The organism is Variovorax sp. AC103 (assembly GCF_979254005.1).
This window is the reverse complement of sequence record NZ_CEEDFC010000008.1, coordinates 116,902-141,473: the sequence shown is the minus strand read 5'-3', so window position 1 is coordinate 141,473 and position 24,572 is coordinate 116,902. Positions and strand designations below refer to the sequence as shown.

The window sequence follows — 24,572 nt, the reverse complement described above, 5'->3', positions numbered from 1 at the left end:
GCTCCTTCCCCTTCCGGGGGAAGGTTGGGATGGGGGCAAGCGGCGGTGGATGGGCCAGGGGCAATGGATACGCCGCGTGCCCCCACCCCAGCCCTCCCCCGGAAGGGGAGGGAGCAATGCAGCAGAACCTAGACGCGGATCACGCGGCCCGGGTTCAGCGTGTTCTTCGGGTCCAGTCCGCGCTTGATGGCCCGCATCATTTCCAGCGCCACCGGCGACTTGTGCTTTTCCAGCTTGTCGACCTTGAGCGAACCCACGCCGTGCTCGGCCGAGAACGAGCCGCCGAACTTCTCGACCGCGTCGTACACCAGCGTGTTGATGCGCTCTTCCTCGTTCTTCAGGAAGGCCTTGGTGTCGATGTTCTCCGGCGCCTGCACGTTGTAGTGCAGGTTGCCGTCGCCCAGGTGGCCGAAGTTCACCAGCCGCACACCGGCGATCTCGCGCTGCAGCAGCGCGTCGGTCTCCGCCACGAATGCCGGGATGCGCGACACCGGAATGGAGATGTCGTGCTTGATGTTCAGGCCTTCCTCTGCCTGCGCCAGCGGAATGCTCTCGCGGATGTGCCACAGCTGGTGCGCCTGCGTGAGGTTCTCGGCCACCACCGCGTCGGTCACGCAGCCGTCTTCGAAGGCGGTTTCCAGCAGCGCCTCGAAGCGCGCGCGGGCGTGGTCCTCGGACTCGCTGTCGGAGTTTTCCAGCAGCACGCAGTAGGGCACGGCCTCGTCCTTGATGAAGGGCACGCGCAGCTGCGGCATGTGCTTGTCGACCAGGCTCAGCGCGAACTTGCCCATCACCTCGAAACCCGTGAGGCCCGAGCCCAGGTGCTTGTGCGCCAGGCCCAGCAGCGTGACCGCGTGGTCGAGCGAGGGCACGGCGGCCCAGGCGGTGAGCTGCGCGGCCGGCAGCGGGTAGAGCTTCATGGTCGCGGCGGTGATGATGCCCAGCGTGCCTTCGCTGCCCACGATGAGGTCGCGCAGGTCGTAGCCGGTGTTGTCCTTGCGCAGGCCGCTGGTGCCTTCCCATATCTCGCCCTGCGGCGTGACCACTTCCAGGCCCAGGCACAGGTCGCGCGTGTTGCCGTAGCGCACCACCTGCGTGCCGCCCGCGTTGGTCGCAAGGTTGCCGCCGATGGTGCAGCTGCCTTCGGCCGCCAGGCTCAGCGGGAACAGGAAGCCGGCTTTCTCGGCCGTTTCCTGCAGCGTCTGCAGGATGCAGCCGGCCTCCACCGTCATGGTGAGGTTGGCGCCGTCGATGGTGCGGACCGCGTTCATTCGCTGCAGGCTCAGCACCACCTGCGTGCCGCTCTCGTCGGGAATGGAGCCGACCGCCAGGCCGGTGTTGCCGCCCTGCGGAATGACGGCGGTGCCGGCTGCGGCGCAGGCCTTCACCACGTCGGCCACCTGTTGCGCGGTGCCGGGCCGGACCACGGCCAGCGACTTGCCGCGCGCGCGCTTGCGCCAGTCCTGCTCGTAGGCGGTGAGGTCGCCCTCGTGGAGCACGTTCGCGGCGCCGACGATGGCGCGCAGTTGATCGATCAGGGATGCAGTGGTCATTGGGCGGAGGCCTCCAGGGGGCGGTCAGCGGCAGCAGCAGTCTTGGCGTGGCGCAGTCGCAGCCGCACGTGCCAGGCGCAGGCCGCGAACAGCACGAGGCACAGCAGCACCTCGACCAGCGCGAGCACCTGGCTCACGCCGCTGGTGTCGCTCCAGGCGCGCACCACGCCCTCGGTGAAATAGAGCCAGACCATCAGGCTGACCCAGCGGTAGGTGTACATGCGGTTCTTCCACAGCCCCGCCAGCGGAATGACGAGCGGCAGCACCTTCAGCGCCAGCAGCGAGCCGCCCGGGCGCAACGGCGCCAGCCACAGCTCCCAGGCCAGGCCCAGCACGATGAGGCCGACGAGGCTGCCCACGGCGGCCCAGCGGGTCGCGCGAACGGAGGAGGGTGGAAGCGTTGGTGCGGACACGTCGGAGCGGCAGGAAAGAAGAGGGCGCGCGGTCGGTGGCGGACGCGATGGAAAAGAGCGGATGGCATGATAGCCGCCATGAATCGTCGGCAACTCTGGAGGGATCTTTCTCGCTTTCCCTGGCGCAACACCGCGGCGGTGCTGGGCGAGCGTTTTCGCGAAGACAAGCTCGGCCTCACGGCCAGCAGCCTGACCTTCACCACCACCATCGCGATGGTGCCGTTCTTCACGGTGGCGCTGGCGCTGTTCACCGTGTTCCCGATGTTCGCCAAGATGCAGGGCCGGCTGCAGCGCTGGCTGGTCGAGAGCCTGATTCCCGAGAACATCTCGCGCCAGGTGCTCGGCTACCTGAACCAGTTCGCGAGCAAGGCCAGCGGGCTGGGCATCGCGGGCCTGATCGTGCTGCTGATCACGGCCATTGCGCTGATCCTCACGATCGACAAGACGCTCAACAACATCTGGCGCGTGCGCACGTCGCGGCCGTTGGCGCAGCGGGTGCTCATCTACTGGGCCACCATCACGCTGGGCCCGCTGATCCTGGCGGTGAGCCTGTCGACCACCTCGTACGTGTTCGCGGCCTCGCGCGACGTGGTGGGCGGCGCCATGGTCAAGCTGGCCTTCGACAGCCTCGAGTTCCTGCTGCTGGGCGCGGGCATGGCCGCGCTGTACCACTACGTGCCCAACACCCACGTGCGCTGGTCGCACGCCTGGGCGGGCGGCATCTTCGTGGCCGCGGCCATCGAGATCGCCAAGCGCGTGCTGGGGTACTACCTGAGCCTGGTGCCGACCTATTCGGTGGTGTACGGCGCCTTCGCCACCTTTCCGATTCTTCTGGTGTGGATCTACGTGGCCTGGGTGATCGTGCTGCTGGGCGCGGTCATCGCCGCCTACCTGCCGAGCCTGCTGACGGGCGTGGCGCGCCGCGGCGGCACGGCGGGCTGGCCGCTGCAACTGGCGATGGAGTCGCTGCAGCACCTGGCGCGCGCGCGGGCCACGCCGTCCAAGGGCATGGGCGCGGCGGAGCTGGTGGCGCACATGCGGGTCGACGCGCTGCAGCTGGCGCCGGTGCTCGAGACGCTGGTGGCGCTCGACTGGATCGCGCCGCTGGCCGAGGAGTCCGAGGGCCGGGACCCGCGCTACGTGCTGCTGGCCGACCCGTCCACCCCCATCGAGCCGCTGCTCAGGGAACTGATGATGCCGCGCGCCGAACCGCTCGAAGACCTGTGGCAAAAAGGCCCGTTACGCACGCTGCGACTGGGTGATGTGCTATTAATTTAGTAGCAATCAGATCTTCACGCGGCCCAGCCAGATGTCGCGGTACATCGCCCAGTCGCCCATGAAGCTGTACAGCGGCCGCTTGAAGGACGCCGGCCGGTTCTTCTCGAACCCGAAGTGCCCGACCCAGGCAAAGCCGTAGCCCGCCACCAACCCGGCCAGCAGCCACCACGGGTTGCGCGTGACCACCAGCGCCAGCAGGCACAGCAGCGAAATCGTCGAGCCCGCGAAGTGCAGCCGCCTGCAGGTGCGGTTGGCGTGCTCGGTCAGGTAGAACGGATAGAACTCCGCAAAGCGCTTGAAACGGCGCGGATCGACTGCAGATTCGGGGGCGGTCGTGGTGTTCATCGGGCGAGTCTCCTGTGACCTGGAACCCCCGGCAGAGGGTGCCTTGTCCATAATAGCCACGACCTTGCGCCGGCACCATCCGGCCCTTCCATCACTCCCTGGACGCATCGACCTTGAGCGCTCTTCCAAACACGCCGAGCACCCCGAGCACCCCGAACGCGCTGGCATCCCCCGAGCCGGCCAGCGATGCGCTGTGGGTCGTTTGCCTGTGCGCCGAATGGTGCGGCACCTGCCGAGACTACCGGCCGCTGCTCGAACAGGTGGCGCGCGCGCATCCGCAGTTGCGCTTCGCCTGGGTCGACATCGAGGACCACGCCGACATTGCCGACGCCTTCGACGTCGAGACCTTCCCGACCCTGCTGGTCGCCGGTGCGGACGGCACGCGCTTTCTCGGCCCGCTGCTGCCGCACGCGGAAACGCTCTCGCGCATGCTGTCGGCGCTGCAGCCGCCCAAGCCTTCGAGCCTCGACGTCGACCTGCTGCTGGCGGTGCTGAACAAGAAGCCGGCCGTCTTCACGGTCTGACCCGTTCCCTTCACCTCTCCCGGCGGACCCCTCATGAAGATCCTGATTTTTGGCGCCACCGGCATGGTGGGGCAGGGCGTGCTGCGCGAGTGCCTGCTGGCGCCCGACGTGCAAGGCGTGGTGGCCATCGGGCGCAACGGCACGGGGCAGCAGCACCCCAAGCTGCGCGACCTGGTGCACAAGGACATGTACGACTACAGCGCCGTCCAGTCGCAGCTGCAGGGCTTCGACGCCTGCTTCTTCTGCCTGGGCGTGTCCTCGGTCGGCATGAAGGAGCCCGAGTACAAGCGCATCAGCTACGACCTGACGCTGGCCGCCGCCACCGTGCTCGCGCGGCTCAACCCGGGCATGACCTTCACGTACGTGACGGGCGCCGGCACCGACAGCAGCGAGCGCGGCAGCAGCATGTGGGCACGCGTGAAAGGCGCGACCGAAAACGCCTTGCTGCGCCTGCCGTTCAAGGCGGCGTACATGTTCCGCCCCGGCGTCATCCAGCCGCTGCACGGCGTGCGCTCCAAGACGCCGCTGTACGACGGCATCTACGTGGTGGTCTCGCCGCTGCTGAGCCTGGCCTACCGGCTCTGGCCGAACCAGGTGACGACCACCGAGAAGGTCGGGCGCGCCATGCTGGCCGTGGCGCGCAACGGGGCGCCCAGGAAGGTGCTCGACCCGGCGGACATCAACGCGCTGGGCTGAGCTTCTTCGCGCCTGCTTTCAGGCGCCGGCGCGCGCCCGCCCCAGCTTGCGCCGTCCCGCGCTGGCGATGGCGCCCACCAGGTGCTTCACGAACGCTTGCGCCAGCGGCGGCAGCGTGCGGCCTTCGAGCGCCAGCACCTGCAACTGGCGCTGCTGCAGCGGCGCCTCGGCGAAGGGCCGCGCCACCACCGTGCCCGCGTCGATCAGGTGCATCACCGTGAGGTGGCCCGACAGCATCACGTCGGGCGTGCGCAGCAGCGGCAACAGCACCGACGAGAAGTTGCTCACGAAGATCGCGTGGTACCGCAGCCCCTGCAGGCTGCAGGCCTGGTCGAACAGCTGGCGCGCGGTGACGCCCTTGTCGCCCACGGCCAGCGGGTAGCGCACCGCATCGGCCACCGACACCACGCGCTGGCGCGCCAGCGGATGGTCGGGCCGCAGCACGGCATACACCGGCGCGGTGGCCGTGTGCGCAACAGCCAGGCCGGGCTCCGGCGCCACCACGTACTTCAGCGCGATGTCGGTCTCGCCGCGCGCCAGCAAGGCGCTCACGCCGTCGGGCGAGCCCACGTGCAGCTCGAGCTGGCAGCCCGGGTGCGCCTCTTCGAAGCTGCGCATCACCAGCGGCATGAAGTGCCCCGCGAAGCCTTCCGTGCAGGCCATGCGGATGCGCCGCGCGCCTTGCCCGCCGAGGTCGCGCACCTGCTCGACGACCTGCTCGATGTCGAGCTGCGCGTTGCGCAAGTGCGCCGCCAGCCGCTCGCCCGCGGCCGTGAGCGCCATGCCGCGCGCATGCCGCTCGAACAGCGGCGTGCCCAGGCTGTCTTCGAGCTTGGCGATCTGCCGGCTCACCGCGGACGAGGCCACGAACAGCCGCGCCGCGGCCTGGTTGACCGAACCGCTGCGCGCCACTTCGAGGAAGTGGCGCATCGGGATGCTCAGAAGCGGGAGAGTCATGGGAAGGTCATGCGCGCGGCCAGGTGTTGCCTTGAAGGCAATGGTAGCTTGCCAAAACGATGCTGGAAGCATCGGCCTTCAGGCCTTGTACTTGCTCCACCCGATGGACAGACAAGGACACCCTTCATGCAACGCACCCACAGCCTGGCCGCTGCCACCGCCTATTTCGACGGCGGCGGCTTCTTCGCCGACCTCCAGCGCCGCGTCGCCTTTCGCACCGAAAGCGACACCGGCGCCGCCACGCCCGCGCTGGAGGCCTACCTGCGCGAGGAGCTGATGCCGCCGCTCGCGGCGCTCGGCTTCGCCTGCGAGGTGGTGGCCAACCCGGTGCCCGGCGGCGGCCCCTTCCTGATCGCGCGCCGCATCGAAGACCCGGCCCTGCCCACGGTGATGACCTACGGCCACGGCGACGTCGTGAGCGGGCAGGACGCGCAGTGGGAAGAAGGCCTCGCCCCCTGGGCGCTCACGGTGCGCGGCGAGCGCTGGTACGGGCGCGGCACGGCCGACAACAAGGGCCAGCACAGCATCAACCTGGGCGGGCTGGCCGCTGCCATCGAGGCGCGCGGCGGACGCCTGGGCTACAACATGACCTGGCTCGTCGAGATGGGCGAGGAGGCCGCCTCGCCCGGCCTGCACGCGGTGTGCGCGCAGGAGCGCGACAAGCTGCGCGCCGACCTGTTCATCGCCAGCGACGGCCCGCGCGTGAGCGCCGAACGGCCCACGCTGTTTCTGGGCTCGCGCGGCGCGGTCAACTTCAGCCTGCGGCTGCGCGCCCGGCCGCGCGCCTACCACTCGGGCAACTGGGGCGGCGTGCTGGTCAACCCGGGCACGGTGATCAGCCATGCGGTGGCCTCGCTGGTGGATGCGCGCGGCCGCATCCTGGTCGAGGCCCTGCGCCCGCCGCCGGTCACGCAGGCCGTGCGCGACGCGCTGGCCGACATCGCCATCGGCGGCGGCGCGGACGACCCCGCGGTCGACGCGGGCTGGGGCGAACCCGGCCTGAGCCCGGCCGAACGGCTGGTGGCGTGGAACACCATCGAGGTGCTGGCACTCGGCGCCGGCTCGGCCGCGCGGCCGGTCAACGCCATTCCGTCGGAGGCCGTGGCGCATTGCCAGCTGCGCTTCGTGGTCGGCACGCCCTGGCAAGACCTGCAGCAGATCGTGCGCGCGCACCTCGATGCGCACGGCTTCGGGCAGGTCGAGGTGGCTGTCACGCTGACCGGCGCGGCCACGCGGCTCGATGTGCAGAACCCGTGGGTCGGCTGGGCGCGCCAGTCCATCGAGCAGAGCAGCGGCCAGCGCCTGGACCTGCTGCCCAACCTTGCGGGCTCGCTGCCCAACAACGTGTTCGCCGACCTGCTGGGCCTGCCCACGCTGTGGGTGCCGCATTCGTACCCCGCCTGCGCGCAGCACGCGCCCAACGAGCACCTGCTCGCGCCGCTGGCGCGCGAGGGCCTGCGGATCATGGCGGGCCTGTACTGGGACCTGGGCGAGCCCGGCCTGGCGCCATGGGCCGCCGGGCGAATCCCGACCGCCGCTGCCGCTTCTTCAACCTCCTGACTCGCACACGCACACGCCATGAACTCTTTTGTCTCCCGCCGCACCTTCGGCCTGCTGCTCGGCGCCTGCACCGTCCTGGGCGCGCACGCCCCCGCGTTCGCGCAAGATGCCTGGCCCGAGCGCGCCATCAAGCTCGTCGTGCCGTTTCCGCCCGGCGGCGGCACCGACATCGTGGCGCGGGCCATGGGGCAGACCCTGTCGGAGCGCCTGGGCCAACCCATCGTGGTCGACAACAAGCCCGGCGCCGCCACCATCATCGGCACCGACGCGGTCGCCAAGGCCGCGCCTGACGGCTACACGCTGCTGCTCTCCGGCTCGACCAGCTACAGCGTGAACCCGGCCTTGCGCGCCAGGCTGCCCTACGACCCGGTGCGCGACCTGGCGCCCATTGCCATCGTGGCGCGCACGCCGCTGGTGCTGGTGGTGGGCAAGGGCACGCCGTGGCATTCGGTGGCCGAGCTCGTCGCCGCGGCCAAGGCCAAGCCCCGGAGCATCCGCTACGCCACCTTCGGTTCGGGCTCGGGCCCGCACCTGGCGGGCGAGCTGCTGGCGCTGGCCGCCGGCATCCAGCTGCAGGACATTCCGTACAAGGGCAGCAGCCAGAGCTCGATGGCCGTGATCGGCGGCGAGATCGAGGTGGGCATCGACACCGTGGCTTCCGTGGCGCCGCATGTGCGTTCGGGCAAGCTGCGCGCGCTGGGCATCGTGGGCGCCACGCGCTCCAGCATGCTGCCCGAGGTGCGCACGCTGGCCGAGCAGGGCCTGCCCGACGCCACCTTCGACGCCTGGTACGGCTTTGCCGCGCCGGCGCGCACCCCCGCCCCGGTGATCGACAAACTCACCCGCGCAGTCACCGCGACCATGGGCAACCCCGCGCTGCAGGCGCAGCTGCGCGCGCAGGGCATGGAGCCGGTGGCCATCGGCGCGGCCGCCTTCCGCACGCAGATGGAGGGCGAGATCTCCCGTTACCGCGCGCTGGCGCACCGCGCGGGCATTGCCGCCGAGTAGGGCGGGCGCGCGAACCGCAGGCCCTGCGGCGGTGAAGGCGGGACGCATCGGGCAAACTCGAACGTCGTTCGTTGCCGCATCGGCAATGCCCGCGGCTGAATGCCGCGGCCCGATGCCGACCTGATGACACACATTGCTTCCTGCGTGCCTCGCATCCGCCGCGTCCTCCTGCCCGCCCTGCTGCTGTGCCTGTCGGCGGCATCGGCCGTTCACGCACAGACACCCGCACCGGCCCCGCCTGCGGCCTGGCCGCAACGCCCCATTCGCGTGGTCGTGCCCTTTGCGCCGGGCGGGGGCAGCGACATGGTGGCCCGGGTGCTGGGGCAGAGCCTGTCGCAACGGCTCGGCCAGCCTGTCGTCGTGGACAACAGGCCGGGCGCCGCGACGGTCCTTGGCACCCAGCAGGTGGTGCGTGCCGCGCCGGACGGCTACACGCTGCTGCTGTCGGCCTCCACCAGCTTCACCGTGAATCCGGCGTTGCGCAAGACGCTGCCCTACGACCCGGCGCGCGACCTGGCGCCCATTGCCATCGTGGCGCGCACATCGCTGGTCATGGTGGTGGGCCAGGGCACGACGTGGCGTTCGCTGCGCGAGGTGATCGCGGCCGCGAAGGCCAGCCCCGGGCGCATCCGCTACGGCACCTTCGGCCCGGGCTCGAGCCCGCACCTGGCGGGCGAGATGTTCGCGCTGGCCGCGGGCGTCCAGCTGCAGCCCATTCCGTACCGCAGCTCCGGCCAGCTGCTGGTGGCGCTGAACAGCGGCGATGTGGCGCTGGGCATCGAGGTGCCCGGCGCGCTGGCGCCGCAGGCGAGCGCGGGCAGGCTGCGCGCCATCGCGGTCCTGGGCGCCGGCCGATCCGCGGCGTTGCCCGAGGTGCCCACGCTGGCGGAGCAGGGCCTGCGCGACGCGACCTTCGAGGCCTGGTTCGGCCTGGCCGCCCCGGGCCGAACGCCCGCGCCGGTGCTGGAGACACTGTCGCGCGCGGTAATGGCCGCGATGGCAGACCCCGCCGTGCAGGCGGCGCTGCGCGCCCAAGGCATGGAGCCGGTGGCGCTCGACGCGGCGGCCTTCCGCAACGAGGCGGAAACCGAGATAGCGCGCTACCGCATCCAGGCGGCGCGCGCGGGCATCTCGGTGGACTGAACGCTCACGCGGCGACGAAGTCGCGCAGCGCGAACAGCACCGCGTCGGGGGCCTCGCTCATCAGCGCGTGGCCGGCAGCCACCGTCACCACCTTGGCGTTGCGGGCCTTGCCGACCAGCAGCCGGGTGGCGCGCGGCGGTGTCATCTGGTCGGCGTCGCCGAGCAGGAACAGCACCGGGCACTGCACTTTTTCGATGGCGGCTTCGCCGTTGGCGTAGTCGTTGCAGGCCTTGAAGCCGATGTGGAACACGTTGGCGTCGCGGTTGCTCGCGAGCACGCGGCGCATCAGCGCGCGCGAGCTGCCGTGCAGCCAGGTGCCAGGGCCGAGCGAGGAGGGCGGCGGCGCCATCATCGAGTGCGAGAAGGTGTTGACCATGGCAATGGCGCGCTGCGGATCGTTGAGCGCACCCTCGAGCAGCGCGGGCGACACGGCCATGGGGTAGGCGGTGCCGACCATTGCCAGGTGCGTGATGCGCCCGGGCGCGCGCGCGGCGGTTTCCAGCGCAATGAGCGAACCGAAGCTGTGGCCGATGAGCGCGGCCTTGTCGACACCGGCGGCGCCGAGCAGCGCAATGACGAACTGCGCCGCGTCTTCCACGCTGGCGGGCGGCGGGCCTTCGCTCTTGCAGTGGCCGGGCAGGTCGACCGCGAGCACGTTCCAGCCATGGTTGGCGAACCAGCGGCTCTGCAGGATCCACACGCTGTGGTCGTTGAGCACGCCGTGGATGAACACTGCCGTGGGCTTGGCCGCATCGAGGGGCTTGCCGCCGGTGTAGCAGTAGGTGGTGTGGCCGTTGACGGTGTAGTTCATGTCAGGCCCCCGCCTTTTCCGCCGCCTTGAGCGCACGCTTCAGGTCGTCGATCAGGTCGGCCGGGTCTTCCAGCCCGATCGACAGGCGAATGGTGCCCTGCGAGATGCCCGCGCCTGCGAGCGCTTCGTCGGTCATGCGGAAGTGCGTGGTGCTGGCCGGGTGGATCACCAGGCTGCGGCAGTCGCCCACGTTGGCCAGGTGGCTGAACAGCTTGAGCGCCTCGATGAAGGCCTTGCCCTGCGCGCGGCTGCCCTTGATGTCGAAGCTGAACACCGCGCCCGCACCGCGCGCGCCGTGGCGCAGCAGCTTCTGCGCGAGCGCATGGCTCGGATGCGATTCGATCAGCGGGTGGCCCACGCGCGACACGAACGGGTGGGTGGACAGGAACTCGACCACCTTCTGCGTGTTGTCGATGTGGCGCTCCATGCGCAGCGGCAGCGTCTCGATGCCCTGCAGGATCAGCCAGGCCGTGTGCGGGCTCATCGAGGCGCCGAAGTCGCGCAGGCCCTCGCGGCGCGCGCGCAGCAGGAAGGCGCCGACTGTGCTTTCCTCGCTGAACACCATGTTGTGGAAGCCGTCGTAGGCCTGCGTGAGTTCGGCGAATTTGCCCGACTTTTCCCAGTCGAAGCTGCCGCCGTCGACCACCACGCCGCCGATCACTGTGCCGTGGCCCGACAGGAACTTGGTCGCCGAGTGGTAGACCAGGTCGGCGCCCCAGTCGAAGGGCTTGATCAGGTAGGGCGAGGTCAGGGTGGAGTCGACCAGCAGCGGCACGCCGGCTTCGTGCGCGATGTCGCTCACCGCGGGAATGTCGAGCACATCGAGGCCGGGGTTGCCCACGGTCTCGCCGAAGAACAGCTTGGTCTCGGGGCGTACCGCCGCGCGCCAGCCGTCCAGGTCGCCCGGCTTCACGAAGGTCGTCTCGATACCGAAGCGGCGCATCGTGTAGTGCAACAGGTTCTGCGAGCCGCCGTACAGCGCCGTGCTGGCGACGATGTGCGAGCCCGCGCCCATCAGCGTGGCCACCGACAGGTGCAGCGCGGCCTGGCCGCTGGCCGTGGCGATGGCGCCGATGCCGCCTTCGAGCGCCGCCACGCGCTGTTCCAGCACCGCGTTGGTCGGGTTGCTGATGCGCGAGTACACGTGGCCCGCGCGTTCCAGGTTGAACAGCGCGGCGGCGTGGTCGCTGGACTCGAAGACGAAGGAGGTGGTCAGGTGGATCGGCACCGCCCGCGCGCCGGTGGCGGGGTCGGGCGAGGCGCCGGCGTGCAGCGCGAGGGTGTCGAAACCGGGGTCGGAATATCCGGGCATGCAGGGCCTTTCTGTTGTCTCTGGGGTCGCTTGGCAAAGCCCCGTTACGTCTGCAATTCATGCGTGCGCGACAGGGGCGTGCAGGTCGGCGCCGATTGTGGGCTATATTCAAAAACGGCACGCCGCCGACCCAGCCCCAGAGATAGCCGAGATTGAGTCCCGAGAGGAGCACACGATGAAAGTCAGCGACATCCTTCGCGTGAAGGGCAATACGCTCTTCACCATCACACCAGACGACAAGCTGGCAGAAGCCGCCACCACCATGGCGGAAAAGGACATCGGTTCGCTGGTGGTCATGGAGCATGGCGACCTGGTCGGCATGCTCACCTTCCGGGAGGTGATCGTCGCCATCGTCAACAACGGCGGCCAGGTCGGCACCACGCTCGTGCGCAAGGCCATGGACGACGCCCCGGTCACCTGCACGCTGGAAACCGACCTCGACGAAATCCGCCGCATCATGCTGGAGCGCCACGCGCGCTACATGCCCGTGATGGACAAGCGCATGCTGATGGGCGTGATCAGCTTCTACGACGTGGCCAAGGCCGTGGTGGACAGCCAGAACTTCGAGAACAAGATGCTCAAGGCCTACATCCGCGACTGGCCGGCGGAAGACGAGAGCAAGACCGGCTGAGGCCTTCCAGCCTGTCCAGGCCGGTCAGCCGGCTCAGGGCAGCCGCGCGATCTGCGCGCGCAGCAGCGAATGGAAGCCCTCGGTGTCGGCCTCGCTGATCCACAGCGTGTTGGGCGTGCGGCGGTTGTAGCCGCGAAAGTCGACCACCGTCGCACCGGTGGTGAACTCCCCCTTGGTCTCCACATCCACGCTCACCTTCGCGCCCTTGAACAGCTCGGGCGCGAGCAGATAGGCGATCACGCAGGGGTCGTAGATCGGCCCGACCGCCACGCCCCGGCGGCGCAGGCCGTACGCCATCATCGAGTCGAAGATGTCGGCCACCACCTTGCCGGCGTTGTTGCCCATGGTGCGAAAAGGCACGATGCGCTCCGGCGTCAGCAGCACGCGGCGCGCCGCGTCGTGCGACATGGCCGTCACCGGCACGCCGCTGCGGAACACGACAGCCGCAGCCTCGGGGTCGGCATACACGTTGAAGGTGGCGGCCGGCGTGATGTTGCCGCCCACGCCCCATGCGCCGTCCATCACCACGATCTCCGCGATGGCCGGCTTGATGTCCGGCGCCGCGTTGAGCGCGGCCGCGAAGTTGGTGAGCGGGCCCAGGCCCACGAGCGTGATGCTCCTGGGCGCCGCGCCGCGCAGCGTCTCGATCAGGTATTGAACCGCGTGCGTGGGCATCAGCGACGCGCGCGGCTCGTGCAGCGCGGGGCCTTCCATGCCGGTCTTGCCGTGCACGTCGTCCGCGAAGATGGGTTCGCGCACCAGCGGGCGCGGGTAGCCGGCGTACACCGGAATGTCGGGCCGGCCGGCCCAGTCGCGCACGATGCGCGCGTTCTTCTCGGTCACCGTGAGCGGCAGGTTGCCCACGCCCACGGTCAGCGCCAGGATGCCGAGCCGGTCGGTCGCCGCCATGGCCATCAGCAGCGCAATGGCGTCGTCCTGCCCCGGGTCGGTGTCGATGATGACCTGGCGCTTGCCTTGCACCGGCGGCAGCTGCGTGGCCGGCGTGCCGGCGAGGGCCTGCGCCAGCGCGGCCGTGCCGGGGCTCTGTGCGAAGGCCAGGCCGCCCAGGCTGGCGCTGGACGCCGCCAGCAGGGCGCGGCGGGACAACATCGTCTTCGTCAAGCGCTCACATCCTTGATGTTGGCGGTCTGAACGATCTTCTGGTTGCGGGCGTACTCGGCCTGCACGAACTTGCCGAACGATTCCGGCGTGCCGCTGCCCGGCAGCGCGCCTTGTTCCATCAGCTTGGAGCGCACGGCTTCCTCCTGCAGCACCGCGTTCAGCTCCTGGTTGATCTGCGCCACCACGGACGGCGGCGTCTTCGCGGGCGCGAAGATGCCCGTCCAGCTCACCATGTCGAAGCCCTTCAGGCCGGGCATCTCGTCGAAGGTGGACACGTTGGGCAACGCGGCCAGCCGCTTGCTGCTGGTGATGCCCAGCGCCTTCAGGCGCTTGCCGTTCACGTGCGGAATGGCGCTGGTGCTCACCAGCATCGCCAGGTCGACCTGGTCGCCGATCACGTCGGTGGCGATCTGCGCGCCGCCGCGGTAGGGCACGTGCGTCACGAAGATGCCGCTGCGCTCCTTGAGCAGTTCCATGGCCAGTTGCAGCACCGTGCCCACGCCGGAGGTGGCGTAGTTGTACTTGCCGGGCTTGGCCTTCGCGAGCTTCACGAAGTCGGTGAAGGTCTGCGCCTCCAGGCCGGGGCGCGCCACCAGCACCATCGGCGCGGTGTTGAGCAGGCCGACCGGCGCCAGGTCTTTGAGCGGGTCGAAGCGGAAGGCCGTCGGGTTGACCAGCTTGCCGATGGCGATGGCGCTGTCGGGCCCGACCACCAGCGTGTAGCCGTCGGGCGATGCGTTCACCGCCTTGGCCACGCCGATGGCGCCGCCCGCGCCGCTCACGTTCTCGATCACCACCGACTGCTTGAGCCGCTCGCCGAGCCGCTGCGCCACCAGGCGGGCGTTGACGTCCACGCTGCCGCCTGCCGTGTAGGGAACGATCAGCGTGATGGGCTTGGCGGCGGGCCACGCCTGCGCGAAGGCCGCGGCGGGAAGCGAAGCGCAGAGCGCGGCGGCAAGGAGCAGGCGTCGAGGGGTGTTCATGGCGGGAGTCATCCGAGGGTGGGAGGGGCAGAAGGAACGGGTTCGGTGTCCAGGCGCGCGCGCAGCGAATCGAAGGCCTCGCCCCACTGCGTGCGCCATTCGCGGCGTTGCGTGTCGTCGATCCATGCGCCGTCCAGGCCGTTGTGCATGAAGCCGCGCAGGTCGTCCAGGCCGAAGCCGAAGTCGCGCACCATCATCAGCCAGGCCTGCGTGGGCGTCACCTTGTGCAGCGTCGGGTCGTCGGTGTTGGGGTGGATGCGCAGGCCCAGGCCGGGCATGCGGCGGATCGGATGGTCCAGCGCCCAGCGCTCGGGCGGCAGCGTGCGCAGGTAATAAGAGTTGGTGGGCACCACGGTGAAGAGCACGCCGCGCTCGGCGCACTGGCGCGCGAAGTCGGGTTGGTCGACCACCGTGTAGCCGTGGTCGATGCGGTCGACCTGCAGCACGTCGAGCGCGGTGCGCACGTTGGTCCAGGGCATGCCGAACTCGCCCGCATGCGCGGTGGTCTTCAGGCCGGCCTTGCGGGCCGCGGCGTAGGCCTGCGTGAACAGCTCGGGCGGCCGGTCGACCTCGCGGTAGTCGATGCCGATGCCGATCACCTCGTCGCAGCGGTGCGCCTTGACCCACTCCACCATCTCCACGGCCGCCTCGGGGCTGGCTTCGCGGTCGATGGCGGCGATAAGGCGCCCGGCAATGCCGAACTCCTGCTGCGCGTCCTGGATCGCGCGCACGATCGCGCCCTGCGCCATGGCGTAGGGAATGCCCGAGCCGTGCACCGTGCCGGTCGGGTTCCAGAAGAACTCGGCGTAGCGCACGTTGTGCGAGGCCGCGTCCTGCAGGTACTCGAGCGTGAGCTGGTACAGGTCGCCGGCGCTGCGCACCAGCTGGGCGTCGAGCGCGCGCAGCACGCGCAGCACGCCGACCGGCTTCTCGCCGCGCGTGTAGAAGCCCTCGATCTCGTCGGCCGCGAGCGGCGCGCCGGCGCGCAGGTTGAGCTGCTTGAAGGTCTCGTGGCGCACCGTGCCGAACAGGTGGCAGTGAAGCTCGACCTTCGGGATCGCGCGCAGGAACGGTTCCAGCGTGAAAAGTGCAGGCGTGGGGCTGGTCATGCGGGCCAGTCTAGTAACGGCGGCCTCATAAAGAAAATTTTGAATTTCTATAATTTGATTCACTGAATCAATAACCGAAGCAACCGGGAGTGCCCATGGCCGCCTTGCCCTTGCCGTTGCCCCTGCGTGCACTCACCCTGCGCCAGCTGCAGTTCTTCTCGGTCCTGGTGGAAGAAGGCCAGTTCGGCCGCGCGGCCAGGCGGCTGGCCATCACGCAACCCGCGCTGAGCAACGCCATCAAGCAGATGGAAAAGCTGCTCGGCGCCGAGCTGCTCACGCGCTCCACCCACCGCCTGGAACTCACGCCCGTGGGCGCCGAGGTGCTGGCGCGCACCGACTTCCTGGTCAACACCTTCGAGGTGGCGCTGCGCGACATCGAGAGCACGGTGCAGCGGGGCCGGGCGTTCGTGCGCATCGGCGTGATTCCCTCTGCCAGCGCGCGCGTGACGGCCGCGGCCGGCGAGTTTCTCAAGAGCGGCCAACGCGAGGTGGAGCTGGCCTGGCGCGACGCCCCGTCGAACACGCTGCTGGCCGAACTGCGCAGCGGCCAGATCGACATGGCGGTGGCCGCCATCACCGAGCCGCCGGGTGGACTGACCTGCATCGACCTGTTCCGCGACCCGCTGGTGCTGGTGGTGCGGCGCGACCACGCACTGGCGGCGGCCGGCGACGCGAACTGGGAGGCCATTGGCAAGGAGCGGCTGGTGCTGTTCGAAAGCGGCAGCATGCCGGCGCTGGGCAATCCGGCGCGCGCGCAGTTCGCACAGGGCGCGGAGCCGTACCGCGTGAGCTATTCCGAAACGCTCTACGCGCTGGTGCGCAGCGGCCAGGCGCTGGGCCTGATGCCGCGCCTGTACACCTCTTCGCTGCGCGACCCCGAGCTGGCGGTGGTGCCGCTGCTGAAGCCGCGCGTCGAGCGCCGCGTGGTGCTGGCCTACCTGCCGGGGCCGATGCGCAACGTGGTGGCGCAGGAGCTGATCGCGTTCCTGCGCGAGCGGCTGCCGCAGGCCGGAGAGCTGAGCTTGCGCCGCATGACCAAGGGCACGCGGGCGCGGCGCTAGGCCGTCAGGTCATCTGCGCGTCGCGCCTGAAGCGCGCCAGCGTCCAGCCGTCGCCGAGCAGGAACATGCGCGTGTGCAGTTCGGCCAGCGTGGAGGCCGGGATCTCGCGGCCAAGATAGCTCAGCTGCTTTCGGCGCAGATCGGCAAAGCCCGCTTCGTAGTGGCGCGACAGGCTTTGCCACAGCGCATGGGCGCCTGGCGACTGCCGCGCGCCGCTCATCAGGCAAATGCCCTGGTCCAGCGCCCAGCGGTAGACGGACGACGCCAGCCCGCGCCGCTGGTACGCGGGGTCGTACTGCGAATGCGGCGCGCGGATGTGGCGGTCGGCCCTGCGGTCCAGCTCGATCAGCCGGTTGAACACCGTGTAGCCGACCAGGCGTTCGTGGCGCACGTCTTCGATGTAGACGTACAACTCGCCGTCGGCCTCGCGAAAGCGGGCGCGCAGGGCGGGGTCGTCGAGCGCGAGGTGCGGCATGTCCTGCAGCCGGTCGCCCAGCGCGCGCATGCGCTCGTGGAGCGGGCCGAGCGCGTCGGCGGGCCTTGCCTGGCGGGCATCGACGTCGACGCGCAGTTCGGCCGGCCTGCGCAGCCAGGCCGGCAGCATCGGAAAAAGGAAGGGCAGGGCCGGTGCGGGTGCGGGTGCCATGCCGTGCCTCACTGTGCCGGCGCCGTCGCGTGGCGCCCCTGCCATTGGGCCAGCGCACCGTGCGGCACCACGAGCACGTCGCCCGTGGACCACCTCAGCACGCGCAGCGCCACGCTGCCGAACAGGAAGTCCATCGCCGCGCTGCGCCTGCGCTTGCCGACCACCAGCAGGTCGGCGTTCGTGTACTGCTGCTGCACCGCCGCCTGCCGCGCGGGGTCGCCCCGCCCGATCGACGACACCACGCGGTTGCGGCGCGCGCTCGACGCGTCGGACAGCCACAGCATCCGCTCGCGCGCATGGCGCGCGCAGGCATGGCGGTAGGCGTCGATGACGTGCGCCGACACGTCCGCGTAGCGCAGCTTGCCCTCGTGCATGGCGGTGAAGGCGTGGAACAGCTCGATCTCGGCGGCGCTGTCGAAGGCGCAGGCCAGGTCGACCAGCGGCCGCGATTCGTCCATGAGGTCGACGGCGACGAGGATGCGGCCGTAGCCGCCTGCGCGCGGGTCGAGCCGCGTCACCAGCACGGGGCGTTGCGCGGCGCGCAGCAACTGCTCCGCGGGCTGGCCGTGGAAGAAGGCCGCGACCGAGCGGTCGGGCTCGTCGCCGATCACCACGAGGTCGCACCACCGCGCTTCGCGTGCAGCGCTGTCCAGGCGGCCGCTCGCGTCGTCGACTTTCTTCACCAGGACGGCGAAGCGCTCGGCGACTTCCAGGCAGACCGCGCCCAGGTCTTGCGCCGCGTCGGCCTGGGCCGGTCCGCAGAACGCCGCGGGCGCGTACATGATCTTCAGCAGCGCGCCATGCGCCGCCGCGATGGAGGCCGCGCGCACGACCGTGCGCAGGCCGTGGGCCGACAGGTCCGTCACTGCCAGGATGGATTGGATGTTCATCAGTGTTCTTTCCGCATGACGAGGCCGGCCGCGGCCACGCCCACGGTGAGGCGGGCGGGCGGCGACAGGCGGGGGAATCAGCTGGGAAAGCGCGGCGTGCCCGGGGCGGGCGCGCTACCGCGCGGGCTGGGCCCGGCGGTCGATGGTGGGTGCTGAAGAAAGGGGGAGGCTGACCGCCGGGCTCAGAGATCTGCGAGGGTCTGGTGCGACCCGGCAGTCATCCGCGCAGTGAAGACTGCGCGCGATGTGTTGCGAAAGAGAGCCTGGCGTTGCATGGGGTCCCGAGTGTAGGAAGCCCCACGCGCAAGGGCAAACAAAGGCCTCACGCCCTTTGCCGGATTGAAGGCCGAGGGGCTCGGCGCGTCAGCCGTTCAGCTCGGCGGCGGCGTGGATGGTTTCGCGCACCCGCGGGTAGATCTGCAAGTTCCACTTGCTGCCGCTGAACACGCCGTAGTGGCCCACGCCGGCCTGCAGGTGGTGCGTCTTCAGGTACGGCCGGATGCCGGTGCACAGGTCTTGCGCCGCCACCGTCTGGCCCACGGCGCAGATGTCGTCGCGCTCGCCTTCCACCGTCAGCAGCGCGGTGCGGCGGATGGCGGCCGGGTTGACAGTGCGCTCGCCCACGGTGAGCACGCCGCGCGGCAGGTCGTAGGTCTGGAACACGCGCTCCACCGTCTCCAGGTAGAACTCGGCCGGCAGGTCGTTCACCGCCAGGTACTCGTCGTAGAAGCTGCCGATGGTGCGGGCCTTTTCCAGGTCGCCCTCGATCAGGTGCGTGACCATGTCCTGGAACTGCTTCTTGTGCCGCTCGGGGTTCATGCTCATGAACGCCGACAGCTGCAGGAAGCCCGGATACACGCGCCGCATCACACCCTTGTGCGGCCATGGCACATGGCTGATGAGGTTGCGGCGGAACCATTCGATGGGCTTGCTGGTGGCCAGCACGTTCACGCCGGTCGGGTTGATGCGGCAATCGACCGGGCCGGCCATCAGCGTCAGGCTGCGCGGCGTGGCCGGGTTGTCGTCTTCGGCCATGAGCGCGGTGGCGGCCAGCGCGGCCACGCAGGGCTGGCAGACCGCCACCATGTGCCCGCCCGGGCCGATGGCCTCCAGAAACTTGATGAGCTGCAGCGTGTAGTCGTCCAGGCTGAAGCCGCCATGCCACAGCGGCACGTCGCGTGCGTTGTGCCAGTCGGTCAGGTACACATCGTGGTCGCGCAGCAAGGTGCGCACGGTTTCGCGCAGCAGCGTGGCGAAATGGCCCGACAGTGGTGCAACCAGCAGCACGGGCGGGTGCACCGCCTGGATGTCCTTCCTGAAATGCAGCAGCGTGCCGAAGGGCGAAACGAGCGCCGTCTCCTCGTGCACGGCCACGTCGACGCCGTCGACCGGCACGCTGTCGATGCCGTAGGGCGGCCGCGTGTGCGTGAGCCGCATGCGCGAGAACACCTCGAACTGGGCGGCCATGCGCCGCACCGGGGTGTGCTCCGTGCCGTCCTGCCAGAGGGCCTTGCCCAGGAACTGCGCCGCCAGGCGTGCCGGTGAGAGCAGGTCGGCTTGGTTCTGGTAGGCCCGGTACAGCATGAACCCGGTGCAGGCAAGTTGCGGGCCAGCCGCATGGCATGGCGCTTGCACGCAGTGCAGCAACGACCAAGGAGCTTCCCGATGGCCAAACCCGTTCTCACCATCAGCAGCAAGAACTACGGCGCATGGTCGCTGCGCGGCTGGCTGATGTGCAGGCTGGCGGGCCTGGACTTCAGCGAGAAGGTCATTCCGCCCGACGATCCGGCCATGAAGGCCGAGATGCTGCTGCTGTCTTCTTCCATGCTGGTGCCTTCCCTGCAGCACGGCGGCGTGAAGGTGTGGGACACGCTGGCCATCGGCGAGTACCTCAACGAGATCAAGCCCAAGGCCGGCCTGCTGCCGGACGACGTGGCCGCACGCGCCCACTGCCGCGCCGTTTGCGGGGAAATGCACTCCGGCTTCGGCTCGATGCGCGGCGCGCTGCCGATGAACATCAAGGCCCATTTCAAGAGCTTCAAGGTGTGGTCGCGCGCGCAGGCCGACATCGACCGCATCGTCGCCATCTGGCGCGAATGCCTGAAGGCCCATGGCGGGCCCTTCCTGTTCGGCAAGCAGCCGGGCATGGCCGACGCGATGTACGCGCCGGTGGTCACGCGTTTTTTGAGCTATGACGTGGCGCTCGACAGCACCTGCGCGGCCTACTGCAAGCGCGTGATGGAGCTGCCGGCCATGAAGGAATGGGTGGCCGAGGCCAGGAAGGAGCCCGACGAGATCGACGAGCTCGACGCCGAGTTCTAGTGCCTGAACATCCGCAGGTCGAGCGCGCTTTCCTCGCCCAGCCACATGGCGTGCGCCGTGTGGTCGGCAAAGTCGTCGCCCGTCACGCCGTGCACGAACACGTCGAGCCCGTCGCGGTGGGCGTCGAGCCAGCCGATGACCTGGTCGAACTCGGCCGCGTCGAAGGCGAGCTGGCAGCTCCAGTGCGGATGCGGCCCCACCAACCGCTCGTGCACGCGGCCGACCACCACCATCAGTTCATGGCCCGCGCGCTCGACCAGGGCGCGGGCCTGCGCCAGCGTGGCGGGCGCGAAGTAAACGTGGGCGTGGTACTGGGCGTAGAGGTTTTCGGGGCGGCGCGGCATGGTGCGCTCATTGTGGCCCCAAGCGCGGGGCCAGGTGAAAACACCCGCTGTAGCGGAACACGTCGCCGAACCAGCGGTGGCGCAGCCGCATCTTCATGGTGAAGTGCTCGGCGCTGTGCGGGTCGGGGCGCTCCTCGACGTAGGCAGTGCCGAGGCACAGGCCCAGCGGCAGCGGGATGCGCAGGCCCCCGATGCGCCAGACGTAGCCCAGGTCGCGGAACACCACCGCGCCTTCTTCCGCGCTCACCGCCAGGCGCATGCCGATGCCGAAGCGCACGTACTCGATCACCTCGCTGCCTCCGCCCGCGTCGTGTTCCATGTGCGAGCGGAAGTGAAAGGGCCGCTTGCCGGGAAAGTGGAAGACGCGGTTCCAGTACAGGTTGGCGTTGTCGGGGCGGCAGCGGTAGTGCACCTCGATCGGCACATCGGTGCCCTCGTGCGGCACCAGCGCGCCGAAGAGCCGGCCGAAGGGCATCAGCAGCGCGGCCCACGGCGCGTGCCAGACCTCGCTCATGACGCCGCGCACGCACACATGGTCGTCGGAGAACGGCGCCATCGTGTAGTGCCGCCTGACGACGTCGCCCAGCCGCTCCCACGCGGGGCCCAGCACCTGCTGGAACACGGGCTGCATCATCCGGCCGCCATGGCAGCGGCTTCGCTGCGTGCCTTGTAGAAGCGCAGGATGTTCTCCGAGCCGTTGCCCAGCAGGGCCTGCAGCACGCGATCCGCATACCAGTTGAAGCGCGTGCTCAGCCGCCACGACACGTCGATGCGCAGCTCGGTGCCGCCGTCGCGCGGGGTCAGCGTGTAGCTGGTGTCGCGCAGGTCGAAGTACTGGCCGCCGATCATCACGTGGTCGTCCAATGCGCCGGCGGGGAAGGACTCGGGCGTGAAGCGGTAGCGCCACTTCAGCAGGCGCCCGGGCTGCCACTCGGTGATGACTTCTTCGAAGTGCACGTTCTTCTGCCACTGCACCTGGCGAACGCGGCCCTCGGGCGTCTCGACGGTCACGCCGGACATCGGCATCGGCACGCCGATGCGGAAGGCCCACGCGTCGCCGACCTCGCCGGGACGGATGTCGCGCGCCTCGTTGAGCGCGTGCCACACGCGCTCGGCCGGCGCCGCGATGAAGAGCGTGCGCGAGGTATGGGAAAACTGGTCGGGGTTGGGCAGCTGGGGCTCGATGCCGCCGAGCAGCAAAGGCAGCAGCGCAAAGCCGTACAGCGCGGGCTTGGGCCAGTTGGTGATGCGGCACACGATGCCCATCGCCAGCCCGCCCACGCTGCCCATCACCGCGAACAGCGGCACGATGACGATGGCGCAGATGATTCCTTCGATGAACACGGCCAGCGTGCCGGTGACGAACAGCGCCGTGGCCACCCACGGCGCCCAGAGGTAGTAGCCCCAGCTGCGCCGCTCGATGCGCTCGGCCATGTACACCGTGACCGCGCCGCACACCGCGGGCACGAAGTACACGAAGGCGCCGAGCATCGGCGAGAAGCGATGGCCCGGCCCGCCGCTGAAGACGATGCGCAGCACCAGCGCGACGAGCGCGCCCGCCAGCATCGGCCAGAACCATGCGAAGGGCATGCGGCGCCGGGGCGCGTTTTGCATGTCGTTCGCCGTTTGCTCGACGGGCGCCAGCCCCGAGAACCTGCTTTCTTCCGGTGTGTCGTTGCGCATGGGAAACCTCTTCTCCTCGTTGTGTCTTGTGGTTCGCTCAGTCGGCGCGGCGCCTGGCCGTGACCATGCAGTAGTCGAAGTCGCGCCAGAACATGCCCAGCGCGAGCGCGCAATAGCTCGCCACGATGTGCTTGCGACGCCAGGGGCTGAGCCTGCCGCGCGCCTTCCACAGTTCGGCCAGCGTGAAGCGCGTGGCCAGCACCGGAATGTGCAGCGCGCTCGGCGCCACCCGCCAGCGCAGCGACTTGACCTCGATGTCCTCGAAGCCGTGCGCGCGCAACGCCGCGACGAAGTCGTCGCGCACGGCCAGCGTGGGCACCGCCCAGCTGTCGGCCCACAGGCGGTGCAGCCAGCCGGCGGCCCGGCCCGGTTCGCGCCGCAGCAAGAAGCCGTCGACCACCGCCAGGCGCGCGCCGGGCTTGAGCAGGCGCGCGGCTTCGCGCACGAAGCCGGCCTTGGCGGTGCCGTCGGCATAGCAGGCGCTTTCAACGGCCCAGGCGCCGTCGGCTTGCGCCGCGGGCAGGCCGGTGCGGGTGTAGTCGGCCTCGAGGTGCGCCATGCGGTCGGCCACGCCCGCGGCCGCGTCGAGCCGGGCGGCAATGCGGTTTTGCACCGGCACGTTGGTCACGGTGATGGCATAGAGCGAGGGGTCGTCGCCGACCAGCGTGCGCGCGGTGGCGCCGGCGCCGCAGCCCAGGTCGAGCACGCAGCGGCGCGCTGCGGTGCCTTGCGCTGCCTCGGGCAACCGCAGCGCGCGGCCGATCACGCGGTTCATCTCGACCAGCATGCCTTCGCGCCGCAGCGGGTTCAGGCCGGCGCGCCAGTAGCCGAAATGCATGTTGTAGCTCGGGCTCCAGGCGCTGTAGTCGACCGCCACTTCGGTGAAGTAGTGCTGCGTGTCCTCGGCGGTGATGGGGGCGCCGGCGTCGGGTACGGGCACGGGAGAGGGCGCGGACGTTTCGTGGGACATGCGGAAGTCGGGCTGGAAAACAGTGGGCATGGCGATTCCCTCGCTGGGTGGCTCGTCGGCTCTCAGAGGCGGCAGTTGCCGTCGTCGCAGGAAGGCGCCACGCGCCCTGCCAGCCTGGCGGCCAGCCAGCGCGGAATGCGGTAGCGGTTGCGTGCCAGCAGCCCATAGGCGCGGTCGGCAAGCGGCGCGAGGAGCGGGAGGTCGAGCAGAAAGCCGCCGCTGGACAGCCCCACCGCCGTGCGGCAGATGCGGATCGCCGGCACGCCGACGAACACCCGGCCCTGCGCGTCCGACACATGGATGGCGGCCATCAGCGCATTGCGCGGGGCCGGTCCGGCGGTGAATGCTGCGGGTGAGCAATCGACCAGTTGCAGCCGGCCCGCCGCATCGCGCGCCTTCATGTGATTCATCTCGGCGCTGCAGATGGCGCAGCTTGCGTCGAAGTAGATGGTCAGCGGGTAGGCGGGAGCGGTGGCGTGCTTCATGATGTTCTTGGTTCTCGATATTTCTGTTGAAACAGAAATAATCAGGCAAAAAAAGGGATCAGATCATGGGGAGGCTGGCATGGTGCGCGTCCGGGTCTTCGCCCTTGTCACCGTTGCCGCCCTTGCTTGCCGCGGGCGCATCGCCGCGCACGAACTTCTGCACGCTCGCGCCCAGCGTCAGCACCTTGTCGAGGGTGCCGGGCGACAGCCGCAGCATTTCGTCGGCCCAGGTGGCCAGCTTGTCCATGAGCTCCATCGTCGAGCGGATGCGGTCCTGCGCGTCGGCTGGCTCTTTCTGGAAGTCGGGGTTCGCCACCAGCTCGCGCAGCACGCGCACGGTGGGGTCGAACTCGCGTTCCTTGCGCTCGCGCACCACGGTGCGAAACAGCTCCCACACGTCGACGCTGGTCTCGAAGTAGTCGCGGCGGTCGCCCAGCGTGTGGGTGATGCGCACGAGGTTCCAGGCCTGCAGCTCTTTCAGGCTGTTGCTGATGTTGGAGCGCGCCACGCCGAGCGTGTCGGAGAGCTCTTCGGCGTTCATCGGCTTGCCGTGGGCGAAGAGCAGGGCGTGGATTTGCGAGACGGTGCGGTTCACCCCCCACATGGAGCCCATTTCGCCCCAGTGCAGGACGAACTTGCGTTGAATGTCGGTGAGTTCCATGGCATCGAGTTTAGGATTTACGAAATTTCTGTCAATAGAGAAATAGAAAAATCGGCGACAACGGT

General features: G+C 69.6%; 27 protein-coding genes. 9 read left to right on the top strand and 18 right to left on the bottom strand.

Features of this window, described 5'->3' with window-relative positions:
• Positions 1–128: 128 nt before the first annotated feature.
• Entirely contained in the window at positions 129–1,553 is a 1,425-nt protein-coding gene (locus AC0IYU_RS14075; RefSeq protein WP_472117754.1) for an FAD-binding oxidoreductase, read from the bottom strand.
• Positions 1,550–1,966: a DUF2069 domain-containing protein gene (locus AC0IYU_RS14070; protein WP_435435482.1), complete on the bottom strand. Its 417-nt coding sequence runs from the start codon at positions 1,964–1,966 to the stop codon at positions 1,550–1,552. The genes AC0IYU_RS14075 and AC0IYU_RS14070 overlap by 4 nt, the downstream gene beginning before the upstream one ends.
• A 66-nt stretch (positions 1,967–2,032) precedes the next feature.
• Between AC0IYU_RS14070 and AC0IYU_RS14065 the strand changes: the two genes are divergently transcribed.
• A complete protein-coding gene (locus AC0IYU_RS14065; RefSeq protein ID WP_435483272.1) occupies positions 2,033–3,244 on the top strand; it encodes a YihY family inner membrane protein in 1,212 nt (403 codons plus the stop codon).
• Positions 3,245–3,250: 6 nt separating this feature from the next.
• Here the strand turns inward: AC0IYU_RS14065 and AC0IYU_RS14060 are convergent, their stop codons facing one another.
• Positions 3,251–3,589: an Mpo1-like protein gene (locus AC0IYU_RS14060; protein ID WP_435435484.1), complete on the bottom strand. Its 339-nt coding sequence runs from the start codon at positions 3,587–3,589 to the stop codon at positions 3,251–3,253.
• Positions 3,590–3,702: 113 nt separating this feature from the next.
• On the opposite strand from AC0IYU_RS14060, the gene AC0IYU_RS14055 reads away from it, so the two are divergent.
• Together AC0IYU_RS14055 and AC0IYU_RS14050 are read left to right on the top strand one after the other, a co-directional pair.
• A complete protein-coding gene (locus AC0IYU_RS14055; protein ID WP_472117751.1) occupies positions 3,703–4,113 on the top strand; it encodes a thioredoxin family protein in 411 nt (136 codons plus the stop codon).
• A gap of 33 nt (positions 4,114–4,146) precedes the next feature.
• Complete coding sequence (locus tag AC0IYU_RS14050; RefSeq protein WP_472117748.1) at positions 4,147–4,809, top strand: NAD-dependent epimerase/dehydratase family protein; 663 nt, start codon at positions 4,147–4,149, stop codon at positions 4,807–4,809.
• 18 nt (positions 4,810–4,827) lie between these two features.
• Here the strand turns inward: AC0IYU_RS14050 and AC0IYU_RS14045 are convergent, their stop codons facing one another.
• Complete coding sequence (locus AC0IYU_RS14045; RefSeq protein ID WP_472117745.1) at positions 4,828–5,766, bottom strand: LysR family transcriptional regulator; 939 nt, start codon at positions 5,764–5,766, stop codon at positions 4,828–4,830.
• Between the two features lie 126 nt (positions 5,767–5,892).
• Between AC0IYU_RS14045 and AC0IYU_RS14040 the strand changes: the two genes are divergently transcribed.
• From AC0IYU_RS14040 to AC0IYU_RS14030, 3 genes are all read left to right on the top strand, one after another.
• A complete protein-coding gene (locus AC0IYU_RS14040) occupies positions 5,893–7,326 on the top strand; it encodes a M20 family metallopeptidase (RefSeq protein WP_472117742.1) in 1,434 nt (477 codons plus the stop codon).
• An 18-nt stretch (positions 7,327–7,344) separates the two neighbouring features.
• Positions 7,345–8,334 (top strand): Bug family tripartite tricarboxylate transporter substrate binding protein, encoded by a 990-nt coding sequence (locus tag AC0IYU_RS14035; protein ID WP_472117740.1) that lies wholly within the window; start codon positions 7,345–7,347, stop codon positions 8,332–8,334.
• A 123-nt stretch (positions 8,335–8,457) separates the two neighbouring features.
• Positions 8,458–9,477: a Bug family tripartite tricarboxylate transporter substrate binding protein gene (locus tag AC0IYU_RS14030; protein WP_472117737.1), complete on the top strand. Its 1,020-nt coding sequence runs from the start codon at positions 8,458–8,460 to the stop codon at positions 9,475–9,477.
• Positions 9,478–9,481: 4 nt separating this feature from the next.
• On the opposite strand, the gene AC0IYU_RS14025 is transcribed toward AC0IYU_RS14030, so the two are convergent.
• Both AC0IYU_RS14025 and AC0IYU_RS14020 read right to left on the bottom strand, forming a co-directional pair.
• Positions 9,482–10,288, bottom strand: coding sequence for an alpha/beta fold hydrolase (locus AC0IYU_RS14025; protein ID WP_472117734.1), 807 nt, complete (start codon positions 10,286–10,288; stop codon positions 9,482–9,484).
• 1 nt (position 10,289) lies between these two features.
• Positions 10,290–11,600, bottom strand: a complete 1,311-nt coding sequence (locus AC0IYU_RS14020; RefSeq protein ID WP_435435492.1) for an O-acetylhomoserine aminocarboxypropyltransferase — start codon at positions 11,598–11,600, stop codon at positions 10,290–10,292.
• 175 nt (positions 11,601–11,775) lie between these two features.
• Here AC0IYU_RS14020 and AC0IYU_RS14015 point away from each other — a divergent pair, with 175 nt between their 5' ends.
• On the top strand, positions 11,776–12,231 hold the full coding sequence (locus AC0IYU_RS14015) for a CBS domain-containing protein (protein ID WP_435435493.1): 456 nt from the start codon (positions 11,776–11,778) through the stop codon (positions 12,229–12,231).
• Between the two features lie 33 nt (positions 12,232–12,264).
• Here the strand turns inward: AC0IYU_RS14015 and AC0IYU_RS14010 are convergent, their stop codons facing one another.
• The 3 genes from AC0IYU_RS14010 to AC0IYU_RS14000 are packed head-to-tail and all read right to left on the bottom strand — an operon-like array spanning position 12,265 to position 15,445.
• Positions 12,265–13,353 carry a nucleoside hydrolase gene (locus AC0IYU_RS14010; RefSeq protein ID WP_472117731.1) on the bottom strand — a complete coding sequence of 363 codons (1,089 nt, stop codon included), beginning with the start codon at positions 13,351–13,353 and terminating at the stop codon, positions 12,265–12,267.
• Entirely contained in the window at positions 13,350–14,336 is a 987-nt protein-coding gene (locus AC0IYU_RS14005; RefSeq protein WP_472117728.1) for a Bug family tripartite tricarboxylate transporter substrate binding protein, read from the bottom strand. Before AC0IYU_RS14005 ends, AC0IYU_RS14010 begins: the two co-directional genes overlap by 4 nt.
• Positions 14,337–14,344: 8 nt before the next feature.
• Entirely contained in the window at positions 14,345–15,445 is a 1,101-nt protein-coding gene (locus tag AC0IYU_RS14000; protein ID WP_435483283.1) for an adenosine deaminase family protein, read from the bottom strand.
• Positions 15,446–15,540: 95 nt separating this feature from the next.
• Here AC0IYU_RS14000 and AC0IYU_RS13995 point away from each other — a divergent pair, with 95 nt between their 5' ends.
• Positions 15,541–16,506 (top strand): LysR family transcriptional regulator, encoded by a 966-nt coding sequence (locus AC0IYU_RS13995; protein ID WP_472117725.1) that lies wholly within the window; start codon positions 15,541–15,543, stop codon positions 16,504–16,506.
• Positions 16,507–16,510: 4 nt separating this feature from the next.
• On the opposite strand, the gene AC0IYU_RS13990 is transcribed toward AC0IYU_RS13995, so the two are convergent.
• The 3 genes from AC0IYU_RS13990 to AC0IYU_RS13980 all read right to left on the bottom strand — a co-directional run bounded on the left by AC0IYU_RS13990 (position 16,511) and on the right by AC0IYU_RS13980 (position 19,626).
• On the bottom strand, positions 16,511–17,152 hold the full coding sequence (locus tag AC0IYU_RS13990) for an N-acetyltransferase (RefSeq protein WP_472117722.1): 642 nt from the start codon (positions 17,150–17,152) through the stop codon (positions 16,511–16,513).
• Between the two features lie 8 nt (positions 17,153–17,160).
• The gene (locus tag AC0IYU_RS13985; protein ID WP_472117719.1) at positions 17,161–18,042 is read right to left on the bottom strand and encodes a universal stress protein; all 882 of its coding nucleotides are present in this window, start codon (positions 18,040–18,042) and stop codon (positions 17,161–17,163) included.
• A gap of 363 nt (positions 18,043–18,405) precedes the next feature.
• Positions 18,406–19,626 (bottom strand): polyhydroxyalkanoate depolymerase, encoded by a 1,221-nt coding sequence (locus AC0IYU_RS13980; protein WP_472117717.1) that lies wholly within the window; start codon positions 19,624–19,626, stop codon positions 18,406–18,408.
• 81 nt (positions 19,627–19,707) lie between these two features.
• On the opposite strand from AC0IYU_RS13980, the gene AC0IYU_RS13975 reads away from it, so the two are divergent.
• Positions 19,708–20,364, top strand: coding sequence for a glutathione S-transferase family protein (locus tag AC0IYU_RS13975; RefSeq protein WP_472117714.1), 657 nt, complete (start codon positions 19,708–19,710; stop codon positions 20,362–20,364).
• Here AC0IYU_RS13975 and AC0IYU_RS13970 read toward each other — a convergent pair.
• Genes AC0IYU_RS13970 through AC0IYU_RS13945 form a run of 6 tightly spaced genes read right to left on the bottom strand, consistent with a single transcriptional unit; the run spans position 20,361 to position 24,507 of the window.
• Positions 20,361–20,708, bottom strand: a complete 348-nt coding sequence (locus AC0IYU_RS13970) for a DOPA 4,5-dioxygenase family protein (protein ID WP_435483289.1) — start codon at positions 20,706–20,708, stop codon at positions 20,361–20,363. The two genes, AC0IYU_RS13975 and AC0IYU_RS13970, sit on opposite strands and share 4 nt — an antisense overlap.
• A 7-nt stretch (positions 20,709–20,715) precedes the next feature.
• Complete coding sequence (locus AC0IYU_RS13965; RefSeq protein ID WP_472117711.1) at positions 20,716–21,339, bottom strand: DUF4166 domain-containing protein; 624 nt, start codon at positions 21,337–21,339, stop codon at positions 20,716–20,718.
• Positions 21,339–22,391 (bottom strand): SRPBCC family protein, encoded by a 1,053-nt coding sequence (locus AC0IYU_RS13960; RefSeq protein WP_472117708.1) that lies wholly within the window; start codon positions 22,389–22,391, stop codon positions 21,339–21,341. The genes AC0IYU_RS13965 and AC0IYU_RS13960 overlap by 1 nt, the downstream gene beginning before the upstream one ends.
• Positions 22,392–22,428: 37 nt before the next feature.
• Entirely contained in the window at positions 22,429–23,391 is a 963-nt protein-coding gene (locus AC0IYU_RS13955) for an SAM-dependent methyltransferase (protein WP_435483292.1), read from the bottom strand.
• Positions 23,392–23,423: 32 nt separating this feature from the next.
• Positions 23,424–23,846 carry a thiol-disulfide oxidoreductase DCC family protein gene (locus AC0IYU_RS13950; RefSeq protein WP_435483293.1) on the bottom strand — a complete coding sequence of 141 codons (423 nt, stop codon included), beginning with the start codon at positions 23,844–23,846 and terminating at the stop codon, positions 23,424–23,426.
• Between the two features lie 58 nt (positions 23,847–23,904).
• Positions 23,905–24,507 (bottom strand): GbsR/MarR family transcriptional regulator, encoded by a 603-nt coding sequence (locus AC0IYU_RS13945; protein ID WP_435483294.1) that lies wholly within the window; start codon positions 24,505–24,507, stop codon positions 23,905–23,907.
• Between the last annotated feature and the right edge of the window lie 65 nt (positions 24,508–24,572).